The sequence below is a fragment of the Phreatobacter cathodiphilus genome (genome assembly GCF_003008515.1).
GTDB classification, from domain to species: domain Bacteria; phylum Pseudomonadota; class Alphaproteobacteria; order Rhizobiales; family Phreatobacteraceae; genus Phreatobacter; species Phreatobacter cathodiphilus.
Window position 1 is genome coordinate 1,303,512 of record NZ_CP027668.1, and the last position, 24,918, is coordinate 1,328,429.

The following is a 24,918-nucleotide window of genomic DNA, read 5'->3' on the forward strand; positions in this document are numbered from 1 at the left end:
TCGGCCCAACAAAAAGCCCCGCATCGGCGGGGCTTTCGGTAAAGGCCGGCGGCGTCGGTGGATCAGGTGCGCGGACCCTGGATGATCTGGCGCAGGAGATTGGCTTCCTCACCGCCGGTGACGGTCGACCGCGAGATGAAGTCGAAGACTTTGCCGTCCTGCAACCCGTAATTGGCGACGCGCTCCACCTGGCGCCGTGAGTTGAAATAGACCGCCATCACGTTGCGCTCCACCGTCCGCGGCTGCTGGAAGGTGAAGGTCCGGGTCTGCTTCTCGGAGATGTAGTAGAAGACGTCGCCGTTGATGGTGGAGATGGTCGTCGGCGTGCCGAGCGCGATCATCACCTGGTCCTGGCTATTGCCCTCCTTCACCTGGGCCAGCGCCTCTTCGGAGACGACATAGCCGCGGTTGAAGGTCTCGCCGATGCGGAACTGCGTCGGCGTCGGCAGGCTCGGGGTCAGCGACGACACGGAGGGCCCCTGCGAGCAGGCCGACAGGAGCACCGCGAGACCCGCGACAAGCGCTGCCTGGGCGGAACGTGACGTGACGCGCATCATTCTCGGCCGACCTTCTCAATCCCGATGCCGCCGGCGGGGGCGGCAAGCCGCCGCTTGAAGACGACGGCGCGTTGACTTAACTCCCGTCGGCAACCATTTCAACCCGAAGGCGCCGAAGCCGATGATTCTGAGCCTGTTCCGGCGGAAGAAGCAGGACGCGACCATCGAGACGCTTTACGGCGCCATCGTGGCGCAGGCCCGCAATCCCCTGTTCTACCGGGACCACGGCGTACCCGACACGGTGCAGGGGCGTTTCGAGATGGTGGTTCTCCACGCCTTCCTCGTACTCCATCGGCTGAAGGAGGAGAGCGAGGAGCGCCGGCAGCTCGGCCAGGAGCTCTTCGACATGCTGTTCCTCGACTTCGACCGCGGCCTGCGCGAACTCGGCGTCTCCGACACCAAGGTGCCGAAGAAGATCCGGCAGATGGGCGAGTCCTTCTACGGCCGCGTCCAGGCCTACGACACGGCGCTGGCGGGCGGGGAGGGAGAAACGCTGGAGGGCGCGCTCGCCCGCAACGTCCTCGCTGATCTCTCGGGCGATACGCGCGTGCTCGCCGCCTATGTCCGCCAGGCGGCAGCGGCGCTCGCCGCGCGCCCCTACGAATCGTTCCTGGCCGGGGACATCGAGTTCCCTGCCGTTCCGGCGGGAGGCCGCTCATGACCGGACAGAGCAGCGGCGAAGGCCGGCGCCCGGGTGCAGCCCTGCCGCGTTGGCCGGTGCGGATCGCCGACGTTCCCGCCGGCGGCATTCATGTGCGCCGCCGCGACGTGCCGGCCGAGGACCTCGCCGCCTTCGCCGCCTGGATCGGCGTCGACGCCATGAGCGCCCTCGACCTGGACATCCACGTCAGGCCCTATCGCGGCGACGGCCTGGCGGTGGAGGGGACGGTGAGCGCCACCGTCACCCAGACCTGCGTCGTCACTCTGGAGCCCATGGAGAACGCCATCGCGGAGGAGGTCGAGGCGACCTTCCGCCCGGAGGGCAAGCTCAAGGCGCATCTGGTGCACGACGAGGAGGACGGGCTATCCATCGACGCCTCCGTAGCCGCCGACGATCCGCTCATCGGCAACGGCATCGACGCGGCCGCCATCGCCGCGGAATTTCTCGCCCTCGGCGTCGACCCCTATCCGCGCAAGCCCGACGCCGACTTCGCGCCGCCGGAGGACGGCGCCGAGGTGTCGCCGTTCGCGGGGCTTTCCAAACTGAAGCGCGGCACCTAAACAGGCGGCGGTTTGCTGTTCGTGCTGCCTGCCCCTTGTGCAGGCGTTGCCAGTCGCTATTGTCCCGGCGTCTCGCGCCGTCGGCTCCGAAGTCTTTCGTGACTCCCGGCTCCGGGCGTCGGTCATACGGATAGGTGCATGTCCGAAAAGGTACGGCTGGCCCTCGACGTGATGGGGGGCGATTTCGGTCCCTCCGTCGTCGTGCCGGGCGCGGAAATCGCCCTGTCGCGCCACGGCGACATCGAATTCGTCCTGGTCGGCGACGAGCGGCAGATCGCACCGCTGCTCGCCGCCAATCCGCGGGTCCGTGCCCGCTCCGAGATCGTCCACGCCGACGTCGCCATCCGGATGGACGACAAGCCGTCCAAGGCGCTGCGCTACGGGCGCCGAGTCTCGTCCATGTGGCGGGCCCTCGACGAGGTGAAGTTCGGCAGGGCCGCGGCCGCGGTCTCGGCCGGCAATACCGGCGCGCTGATGGCCATGGCCGCCTTCAACCTGAAGACCATGGAGGGGGTCGAGCGCCCGGCTCTCGCCGCCCTCTGGCCGACGCTGAGGGGCGAATCCATCGTCCTCGACATGGGCGCCTCCATCGGCGCCGATGCCGCCGCCCTCGTCGACATGGCGGTGATGGGCGCCGCGATGGCGCGGGTGGTCTTCGATCTGGACCGCCCCACCGTCGGTCTCCTCAATATCGGGGTGGAGGAGGTCAAGGGCCTCGAGTTCATCCGCGAGGCCGGCCAGATCCTGCGCGACGCCGACATGCCGACGCTGGACTACCGCGGCTTCGTGGAGGGGGACGACATCGGCAAAGGCGTCACCGACGTGATCGTCACCGAGGGCTTCACCGGCAATATCGCGCTGAAGACCGGCGAGGGCACCGCCAAGCAGATCGGCGAATATCTGCGCGCCGCCATGTCGCGCACCTGGCGCGCCAAGCTCGGCTATCTGCTCGCCCGCAACGCCTTTTCGACGCTGCGCGAGAAGATGGACCCGCGCAAGAGCAACGGCGCGGTGTTCCTCGGCCTCAATGGCGTCGTGATCAAGAGCCATGGTGGCACCGACCCGCTCGGCTTTGCCAGCGCGATCGATCTCGCCTACGACATGGCCCGCTACGATCTCCAGTCGAAGATCCGTTCCATGCTGGACGCCTACCATGCTTCGCGTCCGGCCCCGCCGGTCGCCCCTCTCGAGGCCACATCGTGACACTTCGTTCCGTGGTGCGCGGCGTGGGCAGCTATCTGCCCGCCCGCGTCCTGACAAATGCCGAACTCTCGACGCTGGTGGACACGTCGGACGAGTGGATCGTCCAGCGGTCGGGAATCCGCGAGCGCCATATCGCTGCCGAGGGGGAGACCACCTCCGACCTCGGCCTTGCGGCGGCCAGGGCGGCGCTCGCCGCCGCCGGCATGGACGCCCAGGACATCGACCTGATCGTCCTCGCGACCTCCACGCCGGATCGCACCTTTCCCGCCAGCGCCACCACCATCCAGGATCGCCTCGGCATCCGCCACGGTGCTGCCTTCGACCTGCAGGCGGTCTGCTCGGGCTTCGTCTTCGCCCTGTCGACCGCCGACAAGTTCCTGCGCTCGGGAAGCCACAAGCGGGCCCTGGTGATCGGCGCGGAAACCTTCTCGCGCATCCTCGACTGGACCGACCGCACCACCTGCGTGCTCTTCGGCGACGGCGCCGGCGCCGTGGTCCTCGAGGCGCAGGAGCAGCCCGACGGCCTGGCCGGCCGCGGCATCCTGACGACGCATCTGCGCTCCGACGGCCGCCACACCGCCAAGCTCTATGTCGACGGCGGCCCCTCGCTGACCCAGACCGTGGGCCATCTGCGGATGGAGGGCCGCGAGGTCTTCAAACATGCCGTGGGCATGATCACCGACGTGATGAACGACGCCTATGCCGCCACCGGTACCACCTCGGACGATCTCGACTGGTTCGTGCCGCACCAGGCCAACAAACGGATCATCGACGCCTCCGCCGAGAAGCTGAAGATCGCGCCCGAGAAGGTCGTCATCACGGTGGACCGCCACGGCAACACCTCCGCCGCCTCCATTCCGCTGGCTCTCGACGTGGCCGTGCGCGACGGACGCATCCGCGAAGGCCATCTCGTCATGCTGGAGGCGATGGGCGGCGGATTCACCTGGGGCTCGGCGCTGATCCGCTGGTGAAGCGCGGCGTTCGGCCCGCAATGGGTTGACCGCCGCGGGCCGAGTCCATAGTGATAGGAAAATCAGAGTGATAAGAGCGGTTTCGGTGCGATGTGCCGAAGCAAGGCCGCCATATCCAGGTACAAGTGGTGGGGGTCGAAATGGCGGGCAAGACAGTCACGCGAGCTGATCTTTGCGAGGCCGTCTATCAAAAGGTGGGTCTGTCGCGGACCGAGTCGGCACAACTCGTCGAACTGGTCCTGAAGGAGATCACCGACTGCCTCGCAGACGGCGAGACGGTGAAGCTCTCCTCCTTCGGCTCCTTCGTCGTCCGCTCCAAGGGCGAACGGGTCGGGCGCAACCCCAAGACCGGCCAGGAAGTGCCGATCGCGCCCCGCCGCGTCATGGTCTTCAAGCCGTCGAACATCCTCAAGGCCAAGATCAACGGCCAGAGCGTCGACGGCGTCCGCGACTGACGGCCGGTGCGCGCCGGCCGCGGCAGGCGTCGGTTCGGCGTTGCCGCATCGCCCCGAATCCGCCACCGTTGCGCGGCCCGATGCCTTCGCGCCATCGCGCGCGCCCTCACACAGAGCCCGGATCGTGGTGGACAAGGCCCCTGACGCATACCGCACGATCAGCGAGGTCGCCGACGACCTTGACCTGCCGCAGCACGTGCTGCGGTTCTGGGAGACGCGTTTCGGCCAGATCCGGCCGTTGAAGCGCGGCGGCGGCCGCCGCTATTACCGTCCCGAGGATATCGACCTCCTGAAGGGCATCCGCCATCTCCTCTACGGCGAGGGCTACACGATCCGCGGCGTGCAGCGGATCATCAAGGAGAGCGGCGTCAAGGCGATCCAGGCCCTGGGTCGCGGGGAGGGCGCCGCCGCCCTGCAGAAGCCCAAGGGGCCCGAGATCATCGATCCCGCAGCCGGCGACGACGAGCCGATGGAGATGGGGCGCCCGCCCGCTCTCGGCGGTGCGGTGCCGCCTTTCGCCCCGGCCTCCTATGGCGAACCACCCTTCGCCGCGCCCGGCCATGGGGACGACGAGGACGAGGGTGACATGGCCGACGAGCCGATGCGGCTCGAGCCCGTCCTGGCGCCGCGGCCGGCTCCCGTCCCGGCGGAAGAGCCCGCCATCCAGCGCCATGCGCCGGTGCAGCAAGCGGTCCGGGCACCGGAACCCGTGCCGGTACCGCCCCCGTCGGCACCCGAACCGCGGCCCGTGGTGCGGCCGGCCGACATGCCCTCCATGAGGCCTGCGTCGCCCGCCGGCGCCGCTGTTGCCGCACCGGCCCCGGCGCGACTCGCCGCCGACGACGTGCGCCGCCTGCAGGCCGCCCTCTACGAGCTTCTGGAATGCCGCAAGCGGCTGGACGCGGCCTTCGACGACCGCTGAACGCTCGCGCTAGCGCCGCCAGCTCGGCGGCACGGGAGGCGGCGGCGGAGCGCGCACGCCTTCCTCGATCCTGCGGCGCATGTGGTCGGCGACGTCCCTGACGGGCTCAAGCCCGCGGTCGAGTTCGCCTGCCTGCACATTGGCGAACTCGAGTTCCGAAATGATCTTGTCGATCTTGGCGAGGGCCTCGGGGTCCGGCCGCGTCACCAGTTCCGCACCGAAGACGATGAGCAGCGGGCCGACGGGTACGAAGAGCAGCAGGCCGATGGTGACCTGCCAGAGCAGGGTCCGGTCGTCGAGCGTCGGAGCGTTGAACGCGCCGAGATAGGCCGCGCCGATGGCGGGCGGCAACAGCAGGACGATGGCGATGCCCACCCATCCGATGAACCGCGGCCTCAATCGCGTCGTGATCTGCATGGCCCGTCCCGTCCGAACGCCCGTCGGGCTTCAGTGTGGGACGAGGCGAGGGTCACCGGCAAGACCCCATGCCGTCGCGTCAGGGGCGAGAGGCGGTGGGTGGGGTAGAAGACGGCGTCGCCGGGACACCACCGGAGGCGGGACTGCGGGGATCGGGGCGGGGATCGACCTGAACCGCCTCGCGGCCGCGCTCGGCGTTCTCCCGGTCGCGGACGGTGCGGCCCTCCCGCCCGGCCTCGACGCCCTGGGCGTCTTCGTCGTCGGCAGTCATGCCGCCGCCCGACGATCCGCCGGCGGAGCTCGCGCCACCCATCCCGCCGTCAGGCTGGGCGGGCGGTACCTGCGCATACGCCGCGGCGAGCGGAACGGCGAGCAAGGCGGCGGCGGTCATCAGGCGGCGGGTGATCATGTCGGCTCCTCGGGGGGCGGCGCGGCGGGACGGGGGGTGGCTCAAGGCGCCTGGCGCGGCGTCGAGCCGGTCGCCGACGGATCGGCGGGGGCGGGGGCGGGCGCCGTCGTGGTCTGGTTCCGCTCCATGGTGGTCTGGCCGCTGGGGTTGCCGCCCATCATTGAGAAGACGACGAGTCCGAGGACGAGAACCACGCCGAGGCCGCCGATCAGGCCCCAGTTGCCGGAGGTGCTGCGGGTGACGCGCGGATCGGTCGGCGGGTCGAGATCGGCGCGCCGTCCCCCGTCGAGGCGGGTCGGCTCGGCGGCGAGGCGGTCGTCGCGGGGATCGTGCTGGGTCATGTGGGGAATCCTCCTGCCGCATGAACCCCCGGGACGCACCGCGGTTCCGCGGAGGCACGGCGATGCGCCGTCGCAGGGCGCCGGCGGGACGAGGAAGATGTGGGAGGAATTGGTCGGAGTGCCGAGATTTGAACTCGGGACCCCTTGCACCCCATGCAAGTGCGCTACCGGGCTGCGCTACACTCCGACCGTGCGGGGGATTTAGGACGTTTCGCGCGCCGCCGCAACCCGCTTGGTGACGGCGAGGCCCCAGAGCAGTCCTGCCAGCACCCAGAAGTGCCGCCAGTGGTCGCTGTCAATGATCTGCCCTTCGAAGGCGAGGCCGCAGAAAGTGGCGAAAACCGCGATGGTGAGGGGCTGCCAGGGCGTCCGGATGAGGGATGCGACCAGTCCGACGATCAGCGTCGATCCCGTCAGCACGAGATAGCCGATGCCGCCCATCCAGCCGCCGGCCATGAAGGAATTGAGGTAGACGTTGTGCGGATCCTCCGGAAAGAACCGGGCGAACTGCAGGGGGCCGATACCGAAAGGCTTGTCCAGGGCGATCTGCCAGCCATAGGCGTGCCGGCCGAATCGGCCCATCGGCCCCGAATCGTAGCTCTGGTTGAGGCTGGCGCGCTCCCGCATCAGGTCTGCCACCTTGTCGATGCTGAGGAGGACGGCGACGAAGGCCATCAGCAGGACGAGGCCGGCGGCGACCACCAGAAGGATGCGGAACCGCTGCGCCGGCGTCTCCGCCGTCAGCACCATCAGGGCGATCATGATCACCGCCGACAGGCCGAAATGGATCCAGGCGCCGCGCGAGAAGGATAGCAGGAGCGCGACGAGCAGCACCGCGAAGACGGAGCCGGCCCTGACCATCGAGCCCGGCGAGGCTCTGAGGAAGGCCTGCATCGCCACCAGCATGGGCAGCACCAGGAAGGGGCCGAAGACGTTGGGGTCGTTGAACGTGCCCTTGGCGCGGCCATAGAGGGTGAAGAGGTCGAAGGCGCCGGGAAAGAGACGGAAATAGCCGGCGATACCCGCCAGCGCCGCGATCAGCGCCGCCAGCGTCCAGCCGCGGAGGATCACCCTCATGCGGGCCGTCGTGTTGTCCGCCGCCACGACGGCGAAGAAGACCATGGTGAGGGCGAGATACCAGGAGACGGCGATCCAGGCCGCCACTTTCGGCCCCGCCATGACCGGGATGGCGGCGATGGTCAGGCCGAGGCAATAGAGGACGAGGACGACGAGGAGCGGCGCATGGGCGGCGCGGAGCTTCAGGCCGCCGGTGAGCGCGAAGGCGGCGATGGCGAGGAGCGCACCGACCTCGTAAGGGGAGGGCTCGGCGAAGACGAAGGCTCCACCCACCATCATCAGCCAGAGGGCGGCGAGCCGGAAGGGCTCACCGCCGCTGCGAATCCCCCCGGCCCGGGGCGCGGGGAGAGCGAGGGTCAAAACGCGTTCTCGCGGTGCCTGGCCAGCGAGATCGGCGTCTTGGCGAGGATGTAGAGGTCGAAGAGCACCGACCAGTTCTCGATATAGTAGAGATCGTGCTCGACGCGCCGCTGGATCTTCTCCGGCGTGTCGGTTTCGCCGCGCCAGCCGTTGATCTGCGCCCAGCCGGTGATGCCCGGCTTCACCTTGTGGCGGGCGAAATAGCCGTCGACCACGTCGTCGTAGAGCTTGTCGGCGGCCTTGGCATGGGCGGCGTGGGGGCGCGGGCCGACCAGAGACAGGTTGCCCTTGAAGACCACGTTGAAGAGCTGCGGCAGCTCGTCGATGGAGGTCTTGCGGATGAAGCGGCCGACGCGGGTGACGCGGGGGTCGCCCTTGGTGACGAGCTTCGAGGCGGTGGCGTCGCTCATGTCGGTGTACATGGAGCGGAACTTGAACACCTCGATCATCTCGTTGTTGAAGCCGTAGCGCTTCTGCCGGAAGAACACCGGGCCCTTGGAATCGAGCTTCACGGCGATGGCGGTGGCGATGAAGATCGGCGACAGCGCGATCAGTGCGGCGGTGCCGACGATCTTGTCGAAGACCCATTTGAGAACGACGTCCCAGTCCTGGATCGGCTTGTCGAAGACGTCGAGCACGGGGACGTTGCCGATATAGGAATAGGCACGCGGCCGGAACCTGAGCTTGGCGGTGTGCGCCGCCAGTCGGATGTCCACCGGCAGCACCCAGAGCTTGCGCAGCATGTCGAGCACGCGCTTCTCGGCGCTCATCGGGATGGTGACGATGACGAGGTCGACGCGGGTGCGGCGGGCGAACTCCAGGAGGTCGTCCACCGTGCCGAGCTTCGGCACATGGGCGGCATGGGCCGGCGAGCGCTCGTCGGTGCGGTCGTCGAACGTGCCGCAGATGGTCACGTCGGTGTCGGACTGGGCGAGGATCGAGCGGATCAGCTCCTCCGCCGGCTCGCCGCCGCCGACCACGACGGCACGGCGCTGCAGGCGCCCGGCGCGCGACCATGTGCGCACGAGCTGGGCGAGCCCGATCCTGAGCGCCATCAGGGAGAGCAGGCCGGCCACGTACCAGGATCCCAGCCACACCCGCGAGAAGGCGTCACCCGCCTTGGCGAAGAAGGCCACCGCCATGGCGACGAGAAAGACCATGGTCCAGGTGAAGAACAGCCGGCTGAACTGCGCCACATGGGTGCGGAAGAGGTGGACGTCGTAGAGTCCGGCGGACTGGAAGGCCGCCAGCGCCAGAGCGGAGAGGCCGAAGAGCCCGACTAGCGAGGTCCACTGCACCCCGTGCTGCGGATAGACCCAGCCGAGATAGATCGCCGCGCCCAGCGCCAGGACGATGACGAATTCCACCAGCCGGACGAGGCCGGAGAGGACCACCGGCGAATAGACCGGCCCCACCGCCTCGTCGGCGATCCGCGCCGCGAGCTCCGACAGAGGGCGGCGGCCCTCCGCAGCCGGCTGGCCCGTGCGGCCCGCCTCCGTCGCCTGGATGATGTCCCGACCGGTGAATCCCAACATGTTCCGGCTACTCCGTCGCGCCACCCAAGCGCGTGACTGCACTCGCCGGACAGCATTAACCGCCAAAGGTTGCTTTTCGCTTGATCCCGCGACGGGTTCAGCCGGCCCTGCGGGCCGCCAGTGCCGCGCCGTAGGCGGTCAGCACGCCCTCGGCCATGGCGTCGACCGAGAAGCCGGCCTGAATGCGGTCGCGCAGCCGCGCCGCCGTCGCGCGTGTCTCGTCGGGATCGTCGAGAGCGGCCTCGATGGCGCCGGCCAGCGCCCAGTCACTGCCCGCAGCGACCAGCCTGTCGGCATCGGGTCCGAAGATCTCGCCGATGCCGCCCACGGCGCTCGCCAGCACTGGTAGGCCCGCCGCGCCCGCCTCGAGGACGACGTAGGGTAGGGATTCCGCGCGCGAGGGAACGACGAGGAGGCGGCCGCGGGCGAAGGCCTCGCGCGCCGGCAGGGCGCCGGCGAAGGTCACCGCCCCCGACAATCCCGCATCCATCGCCTTCTGCCGGAACAGCCCGGCGTCGGGTCCGTCGCCGACGATGGTGGCGGTGAGGGCCCGGCCGCGGCCGCGCAGGAGGGCGATGGCGTCGATGAGAACGTCGATGCCCTTGAGGTGCCTGAGCTCGCCGATGAACAGCAGGTCGGTCGCGTCCTGTCGCAGGGGCACGGCCGCGAACTCCCCTTCGCTGACCCCGTTATGGACCACGCGCACCGTGCCGCGCGGCTTGCAGACCTTGGCGGCGAAGGCGTTGAGGCCGAACAGGCTCTCGAACAGGAAGAGATCGGTGCGCGCGGCGAGCACCCGTTCGAGGGTCAGGTAGACGAAGCCCACGGGCGTGCCGCGCGAATAGTGCAGGCTTCCGCCGTGGGGCGTGTAGACCTTCAGCCGCGAGCCGCCGGCGAGGCGCGCGAAGGCGCCGCCCTTGGATCCATGGCCGTGGACGACGTCCACCTGCTTGTCGGCGATGAAGCGGGCCACCGCCCGGCCGGCGGACCAGTCGGCGGCGCCCAGTTCGCGGCTCATCGGCACGCGGGCGAGGCCGAGGGCGAGCGCGGATTTCAGCCCTTCGAAGACGGCGGCCGCCCGGTCTCCGCCGGTGCTGGCGTCGGCGACGATCCCGACGCGGTGGCCGCGCGCCGCCTGCGCCGCCGCCAGGTCGACGACATGGCGGAACAGGCCGCCGACCGGCGCCCGCATGACGTGGAGGATCGAAAGCTGCTCCACGGCGGAATCAGAACCAGCGCTCGCGCACCACCACCGTGTCGCCGGGGGCAAGCGGATGGGTCAGGGGCACGTCGGCGCGGTAGAGCTGGCCGTTGATCTTGCGGGTGACCTCGATGTTCCAGCGGTTGGCGCGCGGCGTGAAGCCGCCGGCGATGGCGATGGCGTTCTGCGCCGTCATGCCGGTGACGAAGGGAAACTGCCCGCCGGCGGCGACCTCGCCCATGATGAAGAAGGGGCGGTAGGTCTCGACCTCGACCGAGACGCTGGGTTCGCGGATGAAGCCGCCGCGCAGCTTGGCGGCGATCTCCCGCGCCAGCACCTCGGTGGAGCGGCCGGCAGCCGGCACCAGACCGATCAGCGGCATCGCGATCGCGCCCGTGGCGTCCACGGCATAGGAATTGGTGAGGCCCTCCTGGCCGAAGACCACCACCCGCAGGCGGTCGCCCGTGTCGAGGAGATAGGGGCCGCGCGGCATGATCTGCTCATGCGGCACGAGGGTGCCGCGCGGGTCGACGGGGCCGACCGTACCGCGTGTGGTGTCGACGAGCGTGCCGGGGCCGGCGCCCGGCCGGCCCGCGCAGCCGGCCACGGCCAACGCCGCCGCCGCAACCAGCAGGATGGAGCGCTTCACGGCTGCACCTCGATACCTGTCATGCTCATGGGTTTCATCATCGGCCAACGTGGTTAAGAAAGCCTCACCGGCCACAGCTTCGGGAGGCGGATTAACCCGATGGCAACCCTAATGATTTCTAATCAGTCCCGTGAGCGTCGCATGAAGAAGGTGGCATTATGGGCGGGGCAGGAGATACGGTACCGGCAGGGCGCGGCAGGGCGTCCCTGATCGACCTCGATCTCGCCGGGCTCGCCCGCGCGGTCTGGGCGGCGCGCCTGTGGATCGCCGTTCCCACGCTCGTCGCCCTCGGCGGCAGCTTCGCCGCCGTCACCCTGAAGACACCCACCTATCGGTCGGAGGCGCGCATTCTCGTCGAGAACGGCGAGAGCGCCTTCACCCGCCCCGAGAGCGACCGCTCGGGCGGCGAGCGCGCCGCCATCGATCAGGAGACGGTGCTCAGCCAGGTCCAGCTCATTCTCTCCCGCGACGTCGCCAAGGCCGTGGCGCAGAAGCTCGATCTCGCCCGCAAGCCGGAATTCGATCCGGCACTGCGCAGCTTCAACCCTGTCAGGCAGGTGCTGATCTTCCTCGGCCTCGCCGAAAACCCGATGCGCATGACGGCCGAGGAAAGGGTGCTGCGCAGCTATTTCGAGAAGCTGACGGCCTTTCAGGTCGACAAGTCGCGCATCATCTCGATCCAGTTCGATTCGCACGATCCGGCGCTCGCCGCCGAGGCGGCCAACATGGTCGCCGCGCAGTTCATCGAGGCGCAGCAGGCGAACAAGCGCAGCCAGACGCGCAATGCCAGCCAATGGCTCTCCGGTGAGGTCGACGGCCTGCGCCGCAAGGTGGAGGAGGCCGAGGGCCGCGTCGAGAGCTTCCGCGCCCGCGCCAATCTCTTCGTCGGCTCCAACAACACCAGCCTCACCGCCCAGCAGCTCGCCGAGGTCAACAGCCAGATCGCCGCCGCCCGCGCCCAGCAGTCCGATGCCCAGACCCGCGCGCGTCTGCTGCGCGACTTCCTGAGGACGGGCCGACCGATCGAATCGGGCGAGATCCTCAATTCGGAGATCATTCGCCGCCTCAACGAGCAACGCGCCGCCGTTCTCGCCCAGCTCGCCGAGCAGTCTTCCACGCTCGGCCCGCGTCATCCGCGCATCGCCGAGCTCCAGGCCCAGCGCGTCAATCTCGACGGACAGATCCGGACCGAGGCCGAAAAGCTCGTGCGGGTGCTGGAGAACGACGCCCGTTTCGCCGGCGCCCGCGTCGAGGCCCTGCAGCAGAACCTCGATCAGGTGAAGCGCCAGGCCGGGGAGGCGAGCGAGCAGGAGGTGCAGTTGCGCGTGCTGGAGCGCGAGGCGAAGTCGCTGCGCGACCAGCTCGAGACCCTGCTCGCCCGCTACCGCGACGCTTCCGCCCGCGACACGCTGGCCGCCCTGCCGGCCGACGCCCGCGTCATATCCCGCGCCCTCGTCTCCAACGTTCCGGCCTTCCCCAAGAAGCTGCCGACCATCCTGGTCGTGACGCTCGGCACCATGCTGCTGGCGATCACCGTCGTCGTGACCCTGGCCCTGCTCGCCGGGGCGCCGGTGAATGCCGCCGAGGGTTCCGACACGGGGCCGGCGGCCCCCGATCGCCTCCAGGCGGTCGAAGCCCCGCCGCTCGCCGCGGCCGGCGAGCCTTTCATGGACGAGGTCGGGCAGCCGCCGGTTCCGGCGACGCCGGACAGCATCGCGGCCCTCGCCCATATGCTGGAGGCGGGGCCGGATGATGCCGGCTGCCGCCGGACCCTGGTGATCGCCACCCGCGACGGGCTCGCCGCCTCGGGCGTGGCGCTCGCCCTCGGCCGTGAACTCGCGGCCGGCGGCCGGCGGGTGGTCCTGGTCGATCTCGATGAGGAAAACGCCTTCCTCTCCCTCATGGTCGGGCAGGGGGCCGCGGGCCTGTCCGACTTCGCCGCCGGCGCCGCCGGTTTCGGCGACATCATCCACACCGATGCGCAATCGGCCTGCCACGTCGTGCCGGCCGGCAATCTCGGCGCTCCGGGCGCCGACATGACCGCCTTCGCGGTCGAGGCGCTGTCGCGGAGCTACGAGGCCGTCGTGCTGTCCGCCGGCGTCATCCCGGCGGAAGCCGAAACCTTCGACGCCATGGGCGCCATGGCCGGCGATGCGGTGGTCGTCGCCGAGGGCGAGGCGACGGATCCCGAGGTGCGGGCGGCCCATGACAGGCTGGTGGGTGCCGGGCTGAAGCCGGTGGTGGTGATGCTGGCGACCGCCGACGAGATGGTCGCCGCCTGAGAGGATTGATCGCGTCGGAGAGGCGCCTGCGGCGATCGGATACCGCGTCTTTTGGGCGACCCTCCCGAGCGGAGCGTCGTGCTCAATCCGCCGCCGGCGAATGACCACCGCGATAGTGCGGTCGGCCGGCGGTACCGCGGCCAGGTTGCAGAGTGGTTAGAAGTCAGGATTATGGAGCGCAAAAATTAGGCAGCAAAAAATGGGAGGTTAACGATGGCATTCGGGCTGGAGCGGATGATGCCCATCCTGCGTTGTCCGTGGTCGGGCGAGGCACTTACCCGCCAGTCCGACGAGTTGGTCTCCCCGAGCGGTCACCGGTATCCGATCATCAACGGCAAGCCGGTTTTGGTGCGGCACATCCGCGGCCTGCATGTCACCCCGCCGGACCCCGCGCACATCTCCCGAACGATCGACGAGTTCTCGGTGGACAGCAGCTACGCGGGCCCCGTGCTCAACCTCGGCTCCGGCAACGTGCCTTCGTCAGACCCAAGGGTGATATCCCTCGACATCTTGCCGGCCGAGAACGTTGATCTGGTCGCAGAGGCGGAGAACCTGCCCTTCGCCACCGGCACTTTCGGACTCGTCTGCTCGGGAGCCGTCTTTGAGCACGTTCACAACCCGCTGGCCGCCGCGGCGGAGGTGCGCCGCGTTTTGCGCGATCAGGGCAGCTTCTATATCGATACGGCCTTCCTGCAAGGCTACCACGGCTTCCCGAGCCACTTCTTCAACATGACAGCACAGGCGGTCGAGACCTATCTCGTCGGCGACTTCGTTCTCGAGCACTCCGTCGTGCCCGACAGCGGCTCCCCCACCATGGCCGTTTCGATGCTTCTCCGGCGCTACCTCGATGCGCTTGGGGCGGCCGAGCGGTATCGGCTCGAGCAGATGACCGTCGCCGAAGCGCTCGCCGCGATGGACGCCGGCCGGGTGTCGGCGGACATGACCGAGCACGACCGCCGCTCTCTCGCGGCCTCCCTGGTCGTCGTCGGCCGAAAACCCAATGGCTACGACGGCCCGCGCGAACCCGTGGCCGAGCACATCGTCCGCGACTACTACGCGGCGCGGGCGCTGGTCATCGCCCGACACCACGAGTGCGATTTCTATCGGCACAAGACGAGCGCCCGCGATGTTCCGGCCTACGGGCAGCTTTACCAAGCGCTGGCGGCCGGGGCGGTGATGAACCCGCTGTCGGAGGACTCCTTCACGCGGGCGACGGAGCAACTGAACGCGGAGGAGCGGCGGCTTCGCAGGATCCGAGACCGGCTGGTAGCGGGGCTTTGAGCGCACCGGGGCCGACGCCCGCCGACGTTGTCTCGAAAAGCCTCTTTACACGCTTGGACAGCTTTCGGCCATCGTTACTCAGCGTCGAACCGGTCTGACGAGAAGACGAGGGCGTCAAAGAAGTCTCAAGACATCATCGGCAATGTTTCTGGCAGGAAACCCGCAGAAGCGCGGGACTGCACGGGAGGGCGAGAGCATGAGCGATCTCAGGATGAACGTCTTCAAGGCCGGCCTGGAGGCGCTCTACCTGACCAAAGCCCATCGGCTGATGCGCCCCTATGTCGGCGGTGTCGGCGCCGTCCTCATGCTCCACCACGTCCGCCCGGCCCGGCAGCAGGATTTTGCGCCCAACGCCCTGCTCGAGGTGACGCCGGACTATCTCGACGGCGTCGTCGAGCGCGTCCGCGCCAACGGCTTCGACATCGTGACCATGGACGAGGCCCATGACCGTCTCGTCGCGGGGGAGGAGGGCCGGCCCTTCGTCACCTTCACCTTCGACGACGGCTACCGCGACAATGCGGAATATGCCTATCCCGTGCTGAAGAAACACGGCGTACCCTTCACCATCTATCTGCCGACCTCCTTCATGGACCACGAGGGCGAGCTCTGGTGGCTGGTGCTGGAACACACCATCCGCAACGAGCAGACGGTGACGGCGACGATCGCCGGCGAGACCGTGCAGCTCGACTGCTCGACGCCCCAGCGCAAGCGTGAGGCGTTTCACCGGATCTACTGGTTGCTGCGCTCGCTCCCCGAGACGGAGCTGCGCGCCTGCGTCCGTGACCTTGCCGGCCGCCACGGCTTCGATTTCCGCAGCACCTGCCGCGACCTCTGCATGACCTGGGACGAGGTGCGGGCGCTCGGCACCGATGCGCTCGTCACCTACGGCGCTCATACGGTCGACCATCTCATGCTGGCGAAATTCCCCGAGGAGACGGTGCGGCGGGAGATGAGCGTGTCGCGCCAGCGCATCGAGGCCGAACTCGGCCGCAAGATCGAGCATTTCGCCTATCCGGTCGGCGATCCGACCTCGGCCGGTCCCCGCGAATTCTCGATCGCCCGCGAACTCGGCTTCAAGACCGCGGTGACGACCCGGCCCGGCCTCCTGTTCCCCGAGCACCGCGACCACCTCACCGCATTGCCGCGTGTCTCGCTCAACGGCCATTTCCAATCGATGCGCTATGTCGACGTGCTGCTCTCGGGCGCTGCCTTCGCCGTTTTCAACAGGTTTCGGCGGGTCAATGCGGCCTGATCGGCCTGTTCCCGTAAATTCCGCCGCGCCCCCGTCGCGAGAAGGCCTGAATCAGATAGTTTGTGCTGGCTGACCCGCTCCCCGCGGATCAACCATCATGATCGGCCGATGTCAGAAGCCACCGGAACACGACCCTTCTCCGCTTTCGAATGGATGCTCTCGCTGCGCTACCTCCGGGCGCGCCGCAAGGAGGGCTTCATCTCGGTCATCGCCGGGTTCTCCTTCATCGGCATCATGCTGGGGGTGGCCACGCTCATCATCGTCATGGCGGTGATGAACGGCTTCCGGAAGGAGCTGCTCGGCAAGATTCTCGGCGTCCAGGGCCACATGGTGCTCCAGCCCATCGACACGCCTCTGACGGACTATGCCGAGGTGGCCCAGAGGCTGATGCGCATCCAGGGCGTCCGCCTCGCGGCCCCGGTCATCGAGGGCCAGGCGCTGGCCTCCTCCGCCTTCAATGCCGGCGGCGCCATCGTGCGCGGCATGCGCGCCGAGGACCTGCGCCGCCTTCCGCTGATCTCCACCAACATCAAGCAGGGCGGGCTCGAGGATTTCGACACCAGCGAGGGCGTGATGGTGGGCCAGCGCCTCGCCAACCAGCTCTCGCTCCGCCTCGGCGACAGCCTCACCCTCGTCTCGCCGAAGGGTTCGTCCACGCCCATGGGCATGACGCCGCGGATCAAGGCCTATCCGATCGTGGCGATCTTCGAGGTGGGCATGACGGAATATGATTCCGCCTTCGTCTTCATGCCCTTCACCGAGGCACAGGCCTATTTCAACCGCGAGGGCGATGCCTCCTCCATCGAGGTCTACACCGATAACGCCGACCGCATCGAAGAGTACCGGCGACGGGTCTCGGAGGGGGTCGAGCGGCCGGTCTTCATCGTCGACTGGCGACAGCGCAACGCCACCTTCTTCTCGGCCCTGCAGGTCGAGCGCAACGTCATGTTCATGATCCTGACGCTGATCGTCTTCGTCGCGGCGCTGAACATCATCTCCGGCCTCATCATGCTGGTGAAGGACAAGGGGCGCGACATCGCGATCCTCAGGACCATGGGCGCGACGCGCGGCGCGGTGATGCGCATCTTCCTCATCACCGGCGCCTCCATCGGCGTGGTCGGCACCATCGCCGGCTTCATCCTCGGCGTCGTCGTCTGCCTGAACATCGAGAAGATCCAGGAATTCGTCTCCTGGGCGACGGGCACCACGCTCTGGGATCCGACGGTGCGCTTCCTCACCCAGATCCCCGCCGACATGTCGACGGGCGAGACGCTGACCGTGCTGGTCATGGCGCTGGTCCTCTCCCTGCTCGCCACCCTCTACCCGTCCTGGCGGGCGGCCAAGCTCGATCCGGTCGAGGCGCTGCGCTATGAGTGATGTCGTGACCGCCGAAGCCGCCGTGGCCGCCCCCGCCGGCGAGGAAGCCCCCGTCCTGTGGATGGAGAAAGTCGAGCGCCGCTATGCGGAAGCCGGCGCGCCGCTGGAAATCCTCAAAGGCGCCGACTTCGCCATCTGGCCCGGCGAGACCGTGGCGCTGATCGCGCCCTCCGGCACCGGCAAATCCACGCTCCTGCATCTCGCCGGCCTGCTCGAAGCCCCCGATGGCGGCGAGGTCTATATCAGCGGGCAGGCGACCTCGAAGCTCGCCGACAAGGAGCGCACCCGCATCCGCCGGCTGGAGATCGGCTTCGTCTACCAGTTCCACCACCTCCTGCCCGAGTTCTCGGCCCTGGAGAACGTCATCCTGCCGCAGATGATCCGGGGGCTGACCTACAAGGAAGCCAAGGACCGCGCGAGCGAGCTCCTGACCTATCTCGGCCTCGGCGAGCGCCAGACGCACCGGCCGGCCGAAATGTCCGGCGGCGAGCAGCAGCGCGTCGCCATCGCACGCGCCGTCGCCAACGCCCCGCGGCTCCTTCTGGCGGACGAACCCACGGGCAATCTCGACCCGAAGACCGCCGACCACGTCTTCTCCGCGCTCGGGCAACTGGTGCGCGCCTCGCGGCTGGCGGCCGTCGTCGCCACCCACAACATGGACCTCGCCGGCCGCATGGACCGGCGGGTGACCATCCGCGACGGGCTCATCGTCGAGCTCTAGCGATTAACCTTCCGGTAACTCCGATCGTTCCGAGTTTGTTCTCGTGGATTGCGAGTGGAACAAAAAAGGAACATGATGTCCTGGCTTTCGGAAACGCGGGAGGACATCATGATCCGCAGCTTCATCGAAGACGCAGCCGCCCTTGTCGCCCTCGGGCTCTTCACCGGCATGATCACCGTCTGGGCGCAGGCGCTTCAGGGGTAGGTCAGGCGAGGCAGGCGCCCCTCTACGACGGGCTCCGCCGCCACGACCTCGATACCGAGACAGCGGAGCTGGGCCGCGAGGCCGACGCCGCGTTCGAACGAGACGATGTGGTGGGGCGGCAGCGCCTCGCCACTGGAAAAATGGCCGCGCGCTTCCGTCGAGATTGTGAGATCGACAATCTGATTGATGCCGTCGAAGCCGTCCAGCCGGAATGAATCGACATCGTGGAAGCGCAGCGTCGCAAGCACATCGGGTCCGCGCCAGTCGATCTGGGTCGCCCGCAGCACGAGGATGCTGGCGGTGGCGACCGGCAAGCAGTTGCTCTCGCTCCAGTCGCCCGGCGCGATTTGCCCGCGCCAGAGATGGAGGTCGATCACTTCCGCATCGTGAAACGATGGCCACCGGCCGAAATGGCTGGTCAATCGGTGATGATGAAGGATGGAGGCGATATCGAAGGACATCCGGGCCGGCTCCCGTCGATACGGGACTGTGCATCGTGCACGCCGGCCGCGCAATCCGCATTGCCCGGCGACTGATGGGCGGGCAAGAGTGAGCCTCACAGACTCAACCTCGCGACGGGACCAGACGCTTTGGCCGACCAGCATTTCGTCCACCTGCGGGTCCATTCCTCCTTCTCGCTGCTCGAGGGGGCGCTCTCCATCGGCAAGCTCGCCAAGCTCGCCGGCCACGACCGGATGCCGGCGGTGGCCGTCACCGACACCAACAATTTGTTCGCCGCGCTCGAATTCTCCGAGAAGATGAAGGGCGAGGGCATCCAGCCCATCGTCGGCCTCACCCTCGGTCTCGACTGCGGCGACAGGACCGTCGATCCCAAGCGGCCCAATCTCCAGGCGGCCAAGCCCCGCATCGCCCTGCTGGCGGCGAGCGAGGAGGGCTACCGCAACCTCATGGCGCTATCCTCGCGCGCCTTCATGGAGAGCGCCGACGTCGGCGATGCCAGTGTCCCGCTCGCCGTGCTCGCCGCCCATGGCGACGGTCTGATCGCGCTGACCGGTGGCCCCGGCGGCCCGGTCGACCAGGCCTTCCGCGACAGCCAGGCGGACCTTGCCCGCGGCCGCCTCGACCGGCTGGAGGCGATCTTCGGCGACAGGCTCTATGTGGAGCTTCAGCGCCATGGCCTCGAGGAGGAGAAGGCGGTGGAGCCGGACCTCATTCAGGAGGCCTACCGGCGCGGCCTGCCGCTGGTCGCCACCAACCAGTGCTATTTCGCTTCCCTCGGCGACTATGAGAGCCACGACGCGCTGATCGCCATCGCCGAGGGGCGGGTGCTCGGCGATTCCGAGCGGCGGCAGTTGACGCCCGAACACCGGTTCAAGACGCAAGCCGAGATGGTGGCGCTCTTCGCCGACCTGCCGGAGGCGGTGGCCTCCACGGTGGAGATCGCCCGCCGCTGCCACTTCCGCCCGAAGACCCGCAAGCCGATCCTGCCGAGCTTCACCGAGGAGGCCGGCGGCGTCGCCCTCGACGAGGCGGCAGCCCTCGCCCGCCAGGCCCGCGAGGGCCTCGACCGGCGTCTCGCGGTGCACGGGCCGGCGCCGGGCCTCACCGAGCAGGACTATCGCGACCGCCTCGACTTCGAGCTCTCGATCATCGAGCGCATGAAGTTCCCCGGCTACTTCCTCATCGTCTCGGACTTCATCAAATGGGCCAAGGCCCAGGACATTCCCGTCGGTCCCGGCCGCGGCTCGGGCGCCGGCTCGCTCGTCGCCTATGCGCTCACCATCACCGACCTCGACCCGCTGCGCTTCGCGCTGCTCTTCGAGCGCTTCCTCAATCCCGAGCGCGTCTCGATGCCGGACTTCGACATCGACTTCTGCCAGGACCGGCGCGACGAGGTGATCCGCTACGTGCAGGAGCGCTACGGCCGCGCCCAGGTGGCACAGATCATCACCTTCGGCACCCTGCAGGCGCGCGGCGTGCTGCGCGACGTCGGCCGCGTCCTCGAATTGCCCTACGGCCAGGTCGACAAGCTCTGCAAGCTCGTGCCGCAGAACCCCGCGGCCCCGGTGACGCTGGACAAGGCCATCGAGGGCGAGCCCAAGCTCCAGGCCGCCCGCGACGAGGACCCCGTCGTCGCCCGCCTCTTCGGCATCGCCACGAAGCTCGAAGGTCTCAACCGCCACGCCTCCACCCACGCCGCCGGCCTCGTCATCGGCGACCGGCCGCTGGTCGAGCTGGTGCCGCTCTACCGAGACCCGAAGACCGACATGCCGGTCACCCAGTTCAACATGAAGTGGGTCGAGCAGGCGGGCCTCGTGAAGTTCGACTTCCTCGGCCTGAAGACGCTGACCGTCCTCCAGAAGGTTGTGGACCTGATCGCCCGGCGCGGCATCGCCATCGATCTCGCCACCATCCCGCTGGACGATGCGAAGACCTACGACATGCTGGCGCGCGGCGAGACGGTCGGCGTGTTCCAGGTGGAAAGCGCGGGCATGCGCAAGGCCCTCGTCGAGATGAAGGCGAGCCGGTTCGAGGACATCATCGCCCTCGTCGCCCTCTACCGTCCGGGCCCGATGGCCAACATCCCGGTCTATTGCGCCCGCAAGCACGGCCTCGAAAAGGCCGAATATCCCCATCCGCTGCTGGAACAGGTGCTCTCCGAGACCCACGGCATCATCGTCTACCAGGAACAGGTGATGCAGGCGGCGCAGATTCTGTCGGGCTATTCGCTCGGCGAGGCCGACCTCTTGCGCCGCGCCATGGGCAAGAAGATCAAGGCTGAGATGGACAAGCAGCGTGAGCGCTTCGTCTCCGGCTGCGTCGAGCGGTCGATCCCCAAGGCCAAGGCGGATGAGATTTTCGACCTTCTCGCCAAGTTCGCCGATTACGGCTTCAACAAGAGCCACGCCGCCGCCTACGCCCTCGTATCCTACCATACGGCCTATCTGAAGGCGAATTACCCCGTCGAGTTCATGGCGGCCTCCATGACTCTCGACCTCTCCAATACCGACAAGCTCTCCGAATTCCGCCGCGAGGCAGTGCGCCTCGGCATCCCCGTCGATCCCCCCAGCATCAACCGCTCCGGCGTCCATTTCGACGTCTCCGAGGGGCGCATTCTCTACGCCTTGGCGGCGGTGAAGGGTGTCGGCCAGCAGGCGGTGGAGGCCATCGTCGCGGCCCGCGACGGCGAACCCTTCCGCGACCTCGGCGACTTCGCCCAGCGCATCAACCCGCGCATGCTCAACCGCAAGACGCTGGAGAACCTCGCCTCCGCCGGCGCCTTCGACGACCTGGAACCGAACCGGGCCGCCGCCTTCGCCGCCATCGATCAGGTCCTCGCCGAAGCCCAGCGCCAGGCCGAGGGCAGGGCGCTCGGCCAGAACGAGCTCTTCGGCGGCTCGGGCGCGCCGCTCATCCGCGTGCCCAAGGTCGAACCCTGGCTGCCGGCCGAGAAGCTCGACGAGGAATACAAAGCTATCGGCTTCTTCCTGTCGGGCCACCCGCTGGACGACTATCAGGCGGCGCTGAAGCGCCTGCGCATCGAGCCCTTCGCCGATTTCTCCCGCAGCGTCCGCCAGGGCGCCAGCGCCGGGCGGCTGGCGGGCGTCGTCACCTCGCGCCAGGAGCGCCGCACCAAGACCGGCAACAAGATGGGCATCGTCACCTTCTCGGACCCCTCGGGCCACTACGAGGGCGTGCTCTTCTCCGAGGGGTTGGCGCTCTACCGCGATCTGCTGGAGCCCGGCAAGGCGGTGCTGCTCGCGGTAGGCGCCGAGCTGCAGGGCGACGACGTGCGCGTGCGCATCCAGTCCGTCGAGCCGCTCGATGCGGCGGCCGTGCGCGTCCAAAAGGGCTTCCGCGTCTTCGTGGAAGACCTCGGCGCCATCGATTCCATCGCCCGCCGTCTGCCTTCCAAGGGCGACGGCGAGGTCAGCCTCGTCATCCGCCTCACCGATGCCGCGAGCGAGGTGGAGGTCAAGCTGCCGGGCCGTTTCGCCGTCTCGCCGCAGATCGCGGGGGCCATCAAGGCCGTGCCCGGCGTTCAGGCCGTCATGGAAATGTAGGCGGCGTCAGGGTGCGAGGCCGCCGAGCCGGCCGGGCAGGGTGGCGATCGCCGCCTCGTCGGCATTGGCGAAGGCGAAGCGCAGGTGGCCCTCCTGTCCGGGGCCGAAGAAGGAGCCCGGCAGGCCGAGCACGCCCCGCTGGCGCGCCAGCGCCTCCGCCACGCGCTCGGCGGCGACCCCCGCGAAGGGATGGCGCACATAGGCGAAATAGGCACCGATGGAGGAGATCTGCCAGCCCTCGCAGGCGTTCACTACGGTCTCGAAGGCCGCGATCCGGCGATTGATCGTCGCCCGGGTCTCGGCCCGCCACTCGGCGACGCCGGTGATTCCCCAGGCGAGCGCGTCCTGCGCGGGACGGGCGGCACAGATCTGGAAACTGTCGAGGACCTTGAGGATCTGCCCCATGGCCTGCGGTCCGGCCGTGATCGCGCCGATGCGATGGCCCGGCACCGCATAGGCCTTGGAGAAGGAATAGAGCTGGACGACCGTGCCGCGCCATCCCGGCGCCGCCAGCAGGCCGTGCGCCCGGTTCGTGCCGTTGCTGAGGAAGTCGCGGTAGGTCTCGTCGATGATCAGCGCGAGGCCGCGACGGCGGCAGAGCGCCTCGAAGGCGGCGATGACCCCTTCCGGATAGATGGCCCCGGTCGGATTGTTCGGGGTCACCAGCACGATGGCTCGCGTCGTCGCGTCGATCAGCGCCTCGGCCGCAGTCGGATTCGGCACGAAGCCGTCTTCGGGCCGGCAGGCGAGGGGCGTGACCCCGATGCCCAGCATCTGCAGCGTCATCTGGTGGTTGAAATACCAGGGAGCCGGCAGGATCACCGAAGCGCCGGGACCGGCCACCGCCAGGGCGGCGGCGAGGAAGGCGAGGTTGCACCCGGCGGTGACGGCGATGTCGTCGGGGCCGGCATCCGCGCCATAAAGCCGTGACACCTCGCCCGCGTAGGCCTCGCGCAGCGGCGCATCGCCGAGGATCGCGCCGTAGCGGGCGATGTCGGGACGCCCGGCGGCGGCGGCGAGCCGCTCGAGCAGGGCAGGGGGCGGCGGCGAGCCGGGGGCCGCCTGCGACAGGTCGATCGGCGGCCCGGCGGCGCCGTCATAGGCGGCCATCCAGGCGCGCGCCGCCGGGATCGGCGGCGTGCCGGTGTCGACAACGTTGGAATTGAGCGCGAACAAGCGGCTTACCACGCGCCCGTGTTCGGCATGGAGGCCCAGGGTTCGGCCGGGGCCTTGGCCTCGCCCTTCTGCAGGATCTCGATGGAGATGTTGTCCGGCGAGCGGACGAAGGCCATGCGGCCGTCGCGCGGCGGGCGGTTGATGGTGACGCCGGCCTTCTGCAGCTTCTCGCAGGTGGCGTAGATGTCGTCGACCTCATAGGCGAGGTGGCCGAAATTGCGGCCGCCCGAATAGGCTTCCGGATCCCAGTTGTAGGTGAGCTCGAGCATCGGCGCGTCGCGCCGGCCGGCGGCGATGTCGGCCTCCGCCGCCGCCTTGTCCTCCGGCGCGCAGAGGAAGACGAGCGTGAACTTTCCCTGCGGAAAATCGTTCTTGCGAACCTGAACCAGACCCAGCTTGTTGCAGTAGAAATCGAGCGACTGGTCGAGATCGGTCACACGGACCATGGTGTGCAGATAGCGCATGGGGAACCCTCGTTCTCGCCGGAGGTGTCGATGACGGAAGCGGAGTTGAAGACTGCCACGGATGATCTGGCAAGTCTGTTCCGGCAGTCCAGCCGCGCGGTGGCCTTCACCGGAGCGGGCATCTCCACCGAGAGCGGCATTCCCGATTTCCGCTCGCCGGGCGGGCTGTGGACGCAGAACAAGCCCATCCCCTTCCAGGCCTTCATACAGAGCCGCGAGGCCCGGGCCGAGGCCTGGCGCCGCAAGTTCACCATGGACGACAGCTATCGCGGGGCGGCGCCCGCCCGCGGCCATCTCGCCCTCGCGGCCATGATCCGCGCCGGGCACCTCTCCGGCATCATCACCCAGAACATCGACAACCTGCACCAGGACGCCGGCACTCCCGATCCGCAGCTCATCGAGATCCACGGAAACGGCACTTATGCCACCTGCCTCGCCTGCGGCCGGCGCCACGAACTCTCCTGGGTGCGGCAGCGCTTCGAGGCGAGCGGCGGCGAGCCGCCGGACTGCGAGGCCTGCGGCGGACCGGTGAAGTCCGCCACCATCTCCTTCGGCCAGGCCATGCCGGAGGCCAAGATGCGCCAGGCCGCAGCCTGGTCGACCGATTGCGACCTCTTCCTCGCCATCGGCTCCTCGCTCGTCGTCTACCCCGCCGCCGGCCTTCCCCTGGCGGCCCGGGAGAGCGGCGCGCACCTGGTCATCATCAACCGCGAGGAGACCCCGCTCGACGAGGCCGCCCACCTCATCATCCGGGCCGATATCGGCGAGGTGCTGGAGGGCCTCACCCGCCGGCTCGGCATCGGTGGCCTTTCCTGACG

At 68.7% G+C, this 24,918-nt stretch carries 25 protein-coding genes and 1 tRNA gene; 14 read left to right on the top strand and 12 right to left on the bottom strand.

Annotation, left to right across the window (positions count from 1 at the left end; genetic code table 11):
• Positions 1 to 62: 62 nt before the first annotated feature.
• Positions 63 to 470 (bottom strand): outer membrane protein assembly factor BamE, encoded by a 408-nt coding sequence (locus C6569_RS06355; RefSeq protein WP_245898253.1) that lies wholly within the window; start codon positions 468 to 470, stop codon positions 63 to 65.
• Positions 471 to 678: 208 nt separating this feature from the next.
• On the opposite strand from C6569_RS06355, the gene C6569_RS06360 reads away from it, so the two are divergent.
• The 6 genes from C6569_RS06360 to C6569_RS06385 all read left to right on the top strand — a co-directional run bounded on the left by C6569_RS06360 (position 679) and on the right by C6569_RS06385 (position 5,329).
• Entirely contained in the window at positions 679 to 1,218 is a 540-nt protein-coding gene (locus C6569_RS06360) for a ubiquinol-cytochrome C chaperone family protein (RefSeq protein ID WP_106748054.1), read from the top strand.
• Positions 1,215 to 1,778: a YceD family protein gene (locus C6569_RS06365; RefSeq protein ID WP_106748055.1), complete on the top strand. Its 564-nt coding sequence runs from the start codon at positions 1,215 to 1,217 to the stop codon at positions 1,776 to 1,778. Before C6569_RS06360 ends, C6569_RS06365 begins: the two co-directional genes overlap by 4 nt.
• A 138-nt stretch (positions 1,779 to 1,916) precedes the next feature.
• Positions 1,917 to 2,981 (top strand): phosphate acyltransferase PlsX, encoded by a 1,065-nt coding sequence (gene plsX / locus C6569_RS06370; RefSeq protein ID WP_106748056.1) that lies wholly within the window; start codon positions 1,917 to 1,919, stop codon positions 2,979 to 2,981.
• Positions 2,975 to 3,952 (top strand): beta-ketoacyl-ACP synthase III, encoded by a 978-nt coding sequence (locus C6569_RS06375; RefSeq protein WP_106750924.1) that lies wholly within the window; start codon positions 2,975 to 2,977, stop codon positions 3,950 to 3,952. Before plsX ends, C6569_RS06375 begins: the two co-directional genes overlap by 7 nt.
• A 140-nt stretch (positions 3,953 to 4,092) precedes the next feature.
• Positions 4,093 to 4,407, top strand: coding sequence for an integration host factor subunit alpha (locus C6569_RS06380; protein WP_106748057.1), 315 nt, complete (start codon positions 4,093 to 4,095; stop codon positions 4,405 to 4,407).
• Between the two features lie 124 nt (positions 4,408 to 4,531).
• Complete coding sequence (locus tag C6569_RS06385; protein ID WP_342750256.1) at positions 4,532 to 5,329, top strand: MerR family transcriptional regulator; 798 nt, start codon at positions 4,532 to 4,534, stop codon at positions 5,327 to 5,329.
• A gap of 9 nt (positions 5,330 to 5,338) precedes the next feature.
• Here the strand turns inward: C6569_RS06385 and C6569_RS06390 are convergent, their stop codons facing one another.
• The 8 genes from C6569_RS06390 to C6569_RS06425 form a co-directional block, all read right to left on the bottom strand.
• Positions 5,339 to 5,746, bottom strand: coding sequence for a hypothetical protein (locus tag C6569_RS06390; protein ID WP_106748059.1), 408 nt, complete (start codon positions 5,744 to 5,746; stop codon positions 5,339 to 5,341).
• 79 nt (positions 5,747 to 5,825) lie between these two features.
• Positions 5,826 to 6,155, bottom strand: a complete 330-nt coding sequence (locus C6569_RS06395; RefSeq protein WP_106748060.1) for a hypothetical protein — start codon at positions 6,153 to 6,155, stop codon at positions 5,826 to 5,828.
• Between the two features lie 41 nt (positions 6,156 to 6,196).
• Complete coding sequence (locus C6569_RS06400) at positions 6,197 to 6,496, bottom strand: hypothetical protein (RefSeq protein WP_106748061.1); 300 nt, start codon at positions 6,494 to 6,496, stop codon at positions 6,197 to 6,199.
• Between the two features lie 110 nt (positions 6,497 to 6,606).
• A tRNA-Pro gene (locus C6569_RS06405) sits at positions 6,607 to 6,683 on the bottom strand.
• Between the two features lie 14 nt (positions 6,684 to 6,697).
• Entirely contained in the window at positions 6,698 to 7,933 is a 1,236-nt protein-coding gene (locus tag C6569_RS06410; RefSeq protein WP_245898254.1) for an O-antigen ligase family protein, read from the bottom strand.
• Positions 7,930 to 9,468, bottom strand: a complete 1,539-nt coding sequence (locus C6569_RS06415; RefSeq protein ID WP_106748063.1) for an undecaprenyl-phosphate glucose phosphotransferase — start codon at positions 9,466 to 9,468, stop codon at positions 7,930 to 7,932. The genes C6569_RS06410 and C6569_RS06415 overlap by 4 nt, the downstream gene beginning before the upstream one ends.
• Positions 9,469 to 9,565: 97 nt before the next feature.
• Complete coding sequence (locus C6569_RS06420) at positions 9,566 to 10,687, bottom strand: glycosyltransferase family 4 protein (protein ID WP_342750257.1); 1,122 nt, start codon at positions 10,685 to 10,687, stop codon at positions 9,566 to 9,568.
• Positions 10,688 to 10,694: 7 nt separating this feature from the next.
• Positions 10,695 to 11,318, bottom strand: coding sequence for a polysaccharide biosynthesis/export family protein (locus C6569_RS06425; protein WP_106748064.1), 624 nt, complete (start codon positions 11,316 to 11,318; stop codon positions 10,695 to 10,697).
• Between the two features lie 158 nt (positions 11,319 to 11,476).
• On the opposite strand from C6569_RS06425, the gene C6569_RS06430 reads away from it, so the two are divergent.
• From C6569_RS06430 to C6569_RS22365, 6 genes are all read left to right on the top strand, one after another.
• Entirely contained in the window at positions 11,477 to 13,600 is a 2,124-nt protein-coding gene (locus C6569_RS06430; RefSeq protein WP_106748065.1) for a GumC family protein, read from the top strand.
• A gap of 213 nt (positions 13,601 to 13,813) precedes the next feature.
• Positions 13,814 to 14,881, top strand: a complete 1,068-nt coding sequence (locus tag C6569_RS06435; protein WP_106748066.1) for a class I SAM-dependent methyltransferase — start codon at positions 13,814 to 13,816, stop codon at positions 14,879 to 14,881.
• 196 nt (positions 14,882 to 15,077) lie between these two features.
• Positions 15,078 to 16,133: a polysaccharide deacetylase family protein gene (locus C6569_RS06440; RefSeq protein ID WP_106748067.1), complete on the top strand. Its 1,056-nt coding sequence runs from the start codon at positions 15,078 to 15,080 to the stop codon at positions 16,131 to 16,133.
• Between the two features lie 108 nt (positions 16,134 to 16,241).
• Entirely contained in the window at positions 16,242 to 17,510 is a 1,269-nt protein-coding gene (locus C6569_RS06445; RefSeq protein WP_106748068.1) for a lipoprotein-releasing ABC transporter permease subunit, read from the top strand.
• 61 nt (positions 17,511 to 17,571) lie between these two features.
• Positions 17,572 to 18,231 carry an ABC transporter ATP-binding protein gene (locus tag C6569_RS06450; protein WP_245898318.1) on the top strand — a complete coding sequence of 220 codons (660 nt, stop codon included), beginning with the start codon at positions 17,572 to 17,574 and terminating at the stop codon, positions 18,229 to 18,231.
• Between the two features lie 72 nt (positions 18,232 to 18,303).
• Positions 18,304 to 18,435, top strand: a complete 132-nt coding sequence (locus C6569_RS22365) for a hypothetical protein (protein ID WP_281260396.1) — start codon at positions 18,304 to 18,306, stop codon at positions 18,433 to 18,435.
• Here the strand turns inward: C6569_RS22365 and C6569_RS06455 are convergent.
• On the bottom strand, positions 18,426 to 18,896 hold the full coding sequence (locus C6569_RS06455) for an Imm50 family immunity protein (RefSeq protein WP_181313934.1): 471 nt from the start codon (positions 18,894 to 18,896) through the stop codon (positions 18,426 to 18,428). The genes C6569_RS22365 and C6569_RS06455 overlap by 10 nt on opposite strands.
• Positions 18,897 to 19,025: 129 nt before the next feature.
• On the opposite strand from C6569_RS06455, the gene dnaE reads away from it, so the two are divergent.
• Positions 19,026 to 22,460: a DNA polymerase III subunit alpha gene (gene dnaE / locus C6569_RS06460; RefSeq protein WP_106748070.1), complete on the top strand. Its 3,435-nt coding sequence runs from the start codon at positions 19,026 to 19,028 to the stop codon at positions 22,458 to 22,460.
• A 6-nt stretch (positions 22,461 to 22,466) separates the two neighbouring features.
• On the opposite strand, the gene C6569_RS06465 is transcribed toward dnaE, so the two are convergent.
• Together C6569_RS06465 and gloA are read right to left on the bottom strand one after the other, a co-directional pair.
• Positions 22,467 to 23,648, bottom strand: coding sequence for an aminotransferase (locus C6569_RS06465; RefSeq protein WP_245898255.1), 1,182 nt, complete (start codon positions 23,646 to 23,648; stop codon positions 22,467 to 22,469).
• Positions 23,642 to 24,100 carry a lactoylglutathione lyase gene (gene gloA, locus C6569_RS06470; protein WP_106748072.1) on the bottom strand — a complete coding sequence of 153 codons (459 nt, stop codon included), beginning with the start codon at positions 24,098 to 24,100 and terminating at the stop codon, positions 23,642 to 23,644. Before gloA ends, C6569_RS06465 begins: the two co-directional genes overlap by 7 nt.
• A gap of 30 nt (positions 24,101 to 24,130) precedes the next feature.
• Here gloA and C6569_RS06475 point away from each other — a divergent pair, with 30 nt between their 5' ends.
• Positions 24,131 to 24,916 (top strand): SIR2 family NAD-dependent protein deacylase, encoded by a 786-nt coding sequence (locus C6569_RS06475; RefSeq protein WP_106748073.1) that lies wholly within the window; start codon positions 24,131 to 24,133, stop codon positions 24,914 to 24,916.
• Positions 24,917 to 24,918 lie beyond the last annotated feature (2 nt).

What these genes read in the sequence shown, in the direction of transcription:
- C6569_RS06415 (WP_106748063.1), bottom strand. Translation starts at nt 9,468, where the DNA reads ATGTTGGGATTCACCGGTCGGGACATCATCCAGGCGACGGAGGCGGGC.
- C6569_RS06440 (WP_106748067.1), top strand. Translation starts at nt 15,078, where the DNA reads ATGAGCGATCTCAGGATGAACGTCTTCAAGGCCGGCCTGGAGGCGCTC.
- C6569_RS06455 (WP_181313934.1), bottom strand. Translation starts at nt 18,896, where the DNA reads ATGTCCTTCGATATCGCCTCCATCCTTCATCATCACCGATTGACCAGC.
- C6569_RS06435 (WP_106748066.1), top strand. Translation starts at nt 13,814, where the DNA reads ATGGCATTCGGGCTGGAGCGGATGATGCCCATCCTGCGTTGTCCGTGG.
- C6569_RS06380 (WP_106748057.1), top strand. Translation starts at nt 4,093, where the DNA reads ATGGCGGGCAAGACAGTCACGCGAGCTGATCTTTGCGAGGCCGTCTAT.
- C6569_RS06475 (WP_106748073.1), top strand. Translation starts at nt 24,131, where the DNA reads ATGACGGAAGCGGAGTTGAAGACTGCCACGGATGATCTGGCAAGTCTG.
- C6569_RS06360 (WP_106748054.1), top strand. Translation starts at nt 679, where the DNA reads ATGATTCTGAGCCTGTTCCGGCGGAAGAAGCAGGACGCGACCATCGAG.
- C6569_RS22365 (WP_281260396.1), top strand. Translation starts at nt 18,304, where the DNA reads ATGATGTCCTGGCTTTCGGAAACGCGGGAGGACATCATGATCCGCAGC.
- C6569_RS06430 (WP_106748065.1), top strand. Translation starts at nt 11,477, where the DNA reads ATGGGCGGGGCAGGAGATACGGTACCGGCAGGGCGCGGCAGGGCGTCC.
- C6569_RS06365 (WP_106748055.1), top strand. Translation starts at nt 1,215, where the DNA reads ATGACCGGACAGAGCAGCGGCGAAGGCCGGCGCCCGGGTGCAGCCCTG.
- C6569_RS06390 (WP_106748059.1), bottom strand. Translation starts at nt 5,746, where the DNA reads ATGCAGATCACGACGCGATTGAGGCCGCGGTTCATCGGATGGGTGGGC.
- C6569_RS06395 (WP_106748060.1), bottom strand. Translation starts at nt 6,155, where the DNA reads ATGATCACCCGCCGCCTGATGACCGCCGCCGCCTTGCTCGCCGTTCCG.
- plsX (WP_106748056.1), top strand. Translation starts at nt 1,917, where the DNA reads ATGTCCGAAAAGGTACGGCTGGCCCTCGACGTGATGGGGGGCGATTTC.
- C6569_RS06445 (WP_106748068.1), top strand. Translation starts at nt 16,242, where the DNA reads ATGTCAGAAGCCACCGGAACACGACCCTTCTCCGCTTTCGAATGGATG.
- C6569_RS06400 (WP_106748061.1), bottom strand. Translation starts at nt 6,496, where the DNA reads ATGACCCAGCACGATCCCCGCGACGACCGCCTCGCCGCCGAGCCGACC.
- C6569_RS06450 (WP_245898318.1), top strand. Translation starts at nt 17,572, where the DNA reads ATGGAGAAAGTCGAGCGCCGCTATGCGGAAGCCGGCGCGCCGCTGGAA.
- gloA (WP_106748072.1), bottom strand. Translation starts at nt 24,100, where the DNA reads ATGCGCTATCTGCACACCATGGTCCGTGTGACCGATCTCGACCAGTCG.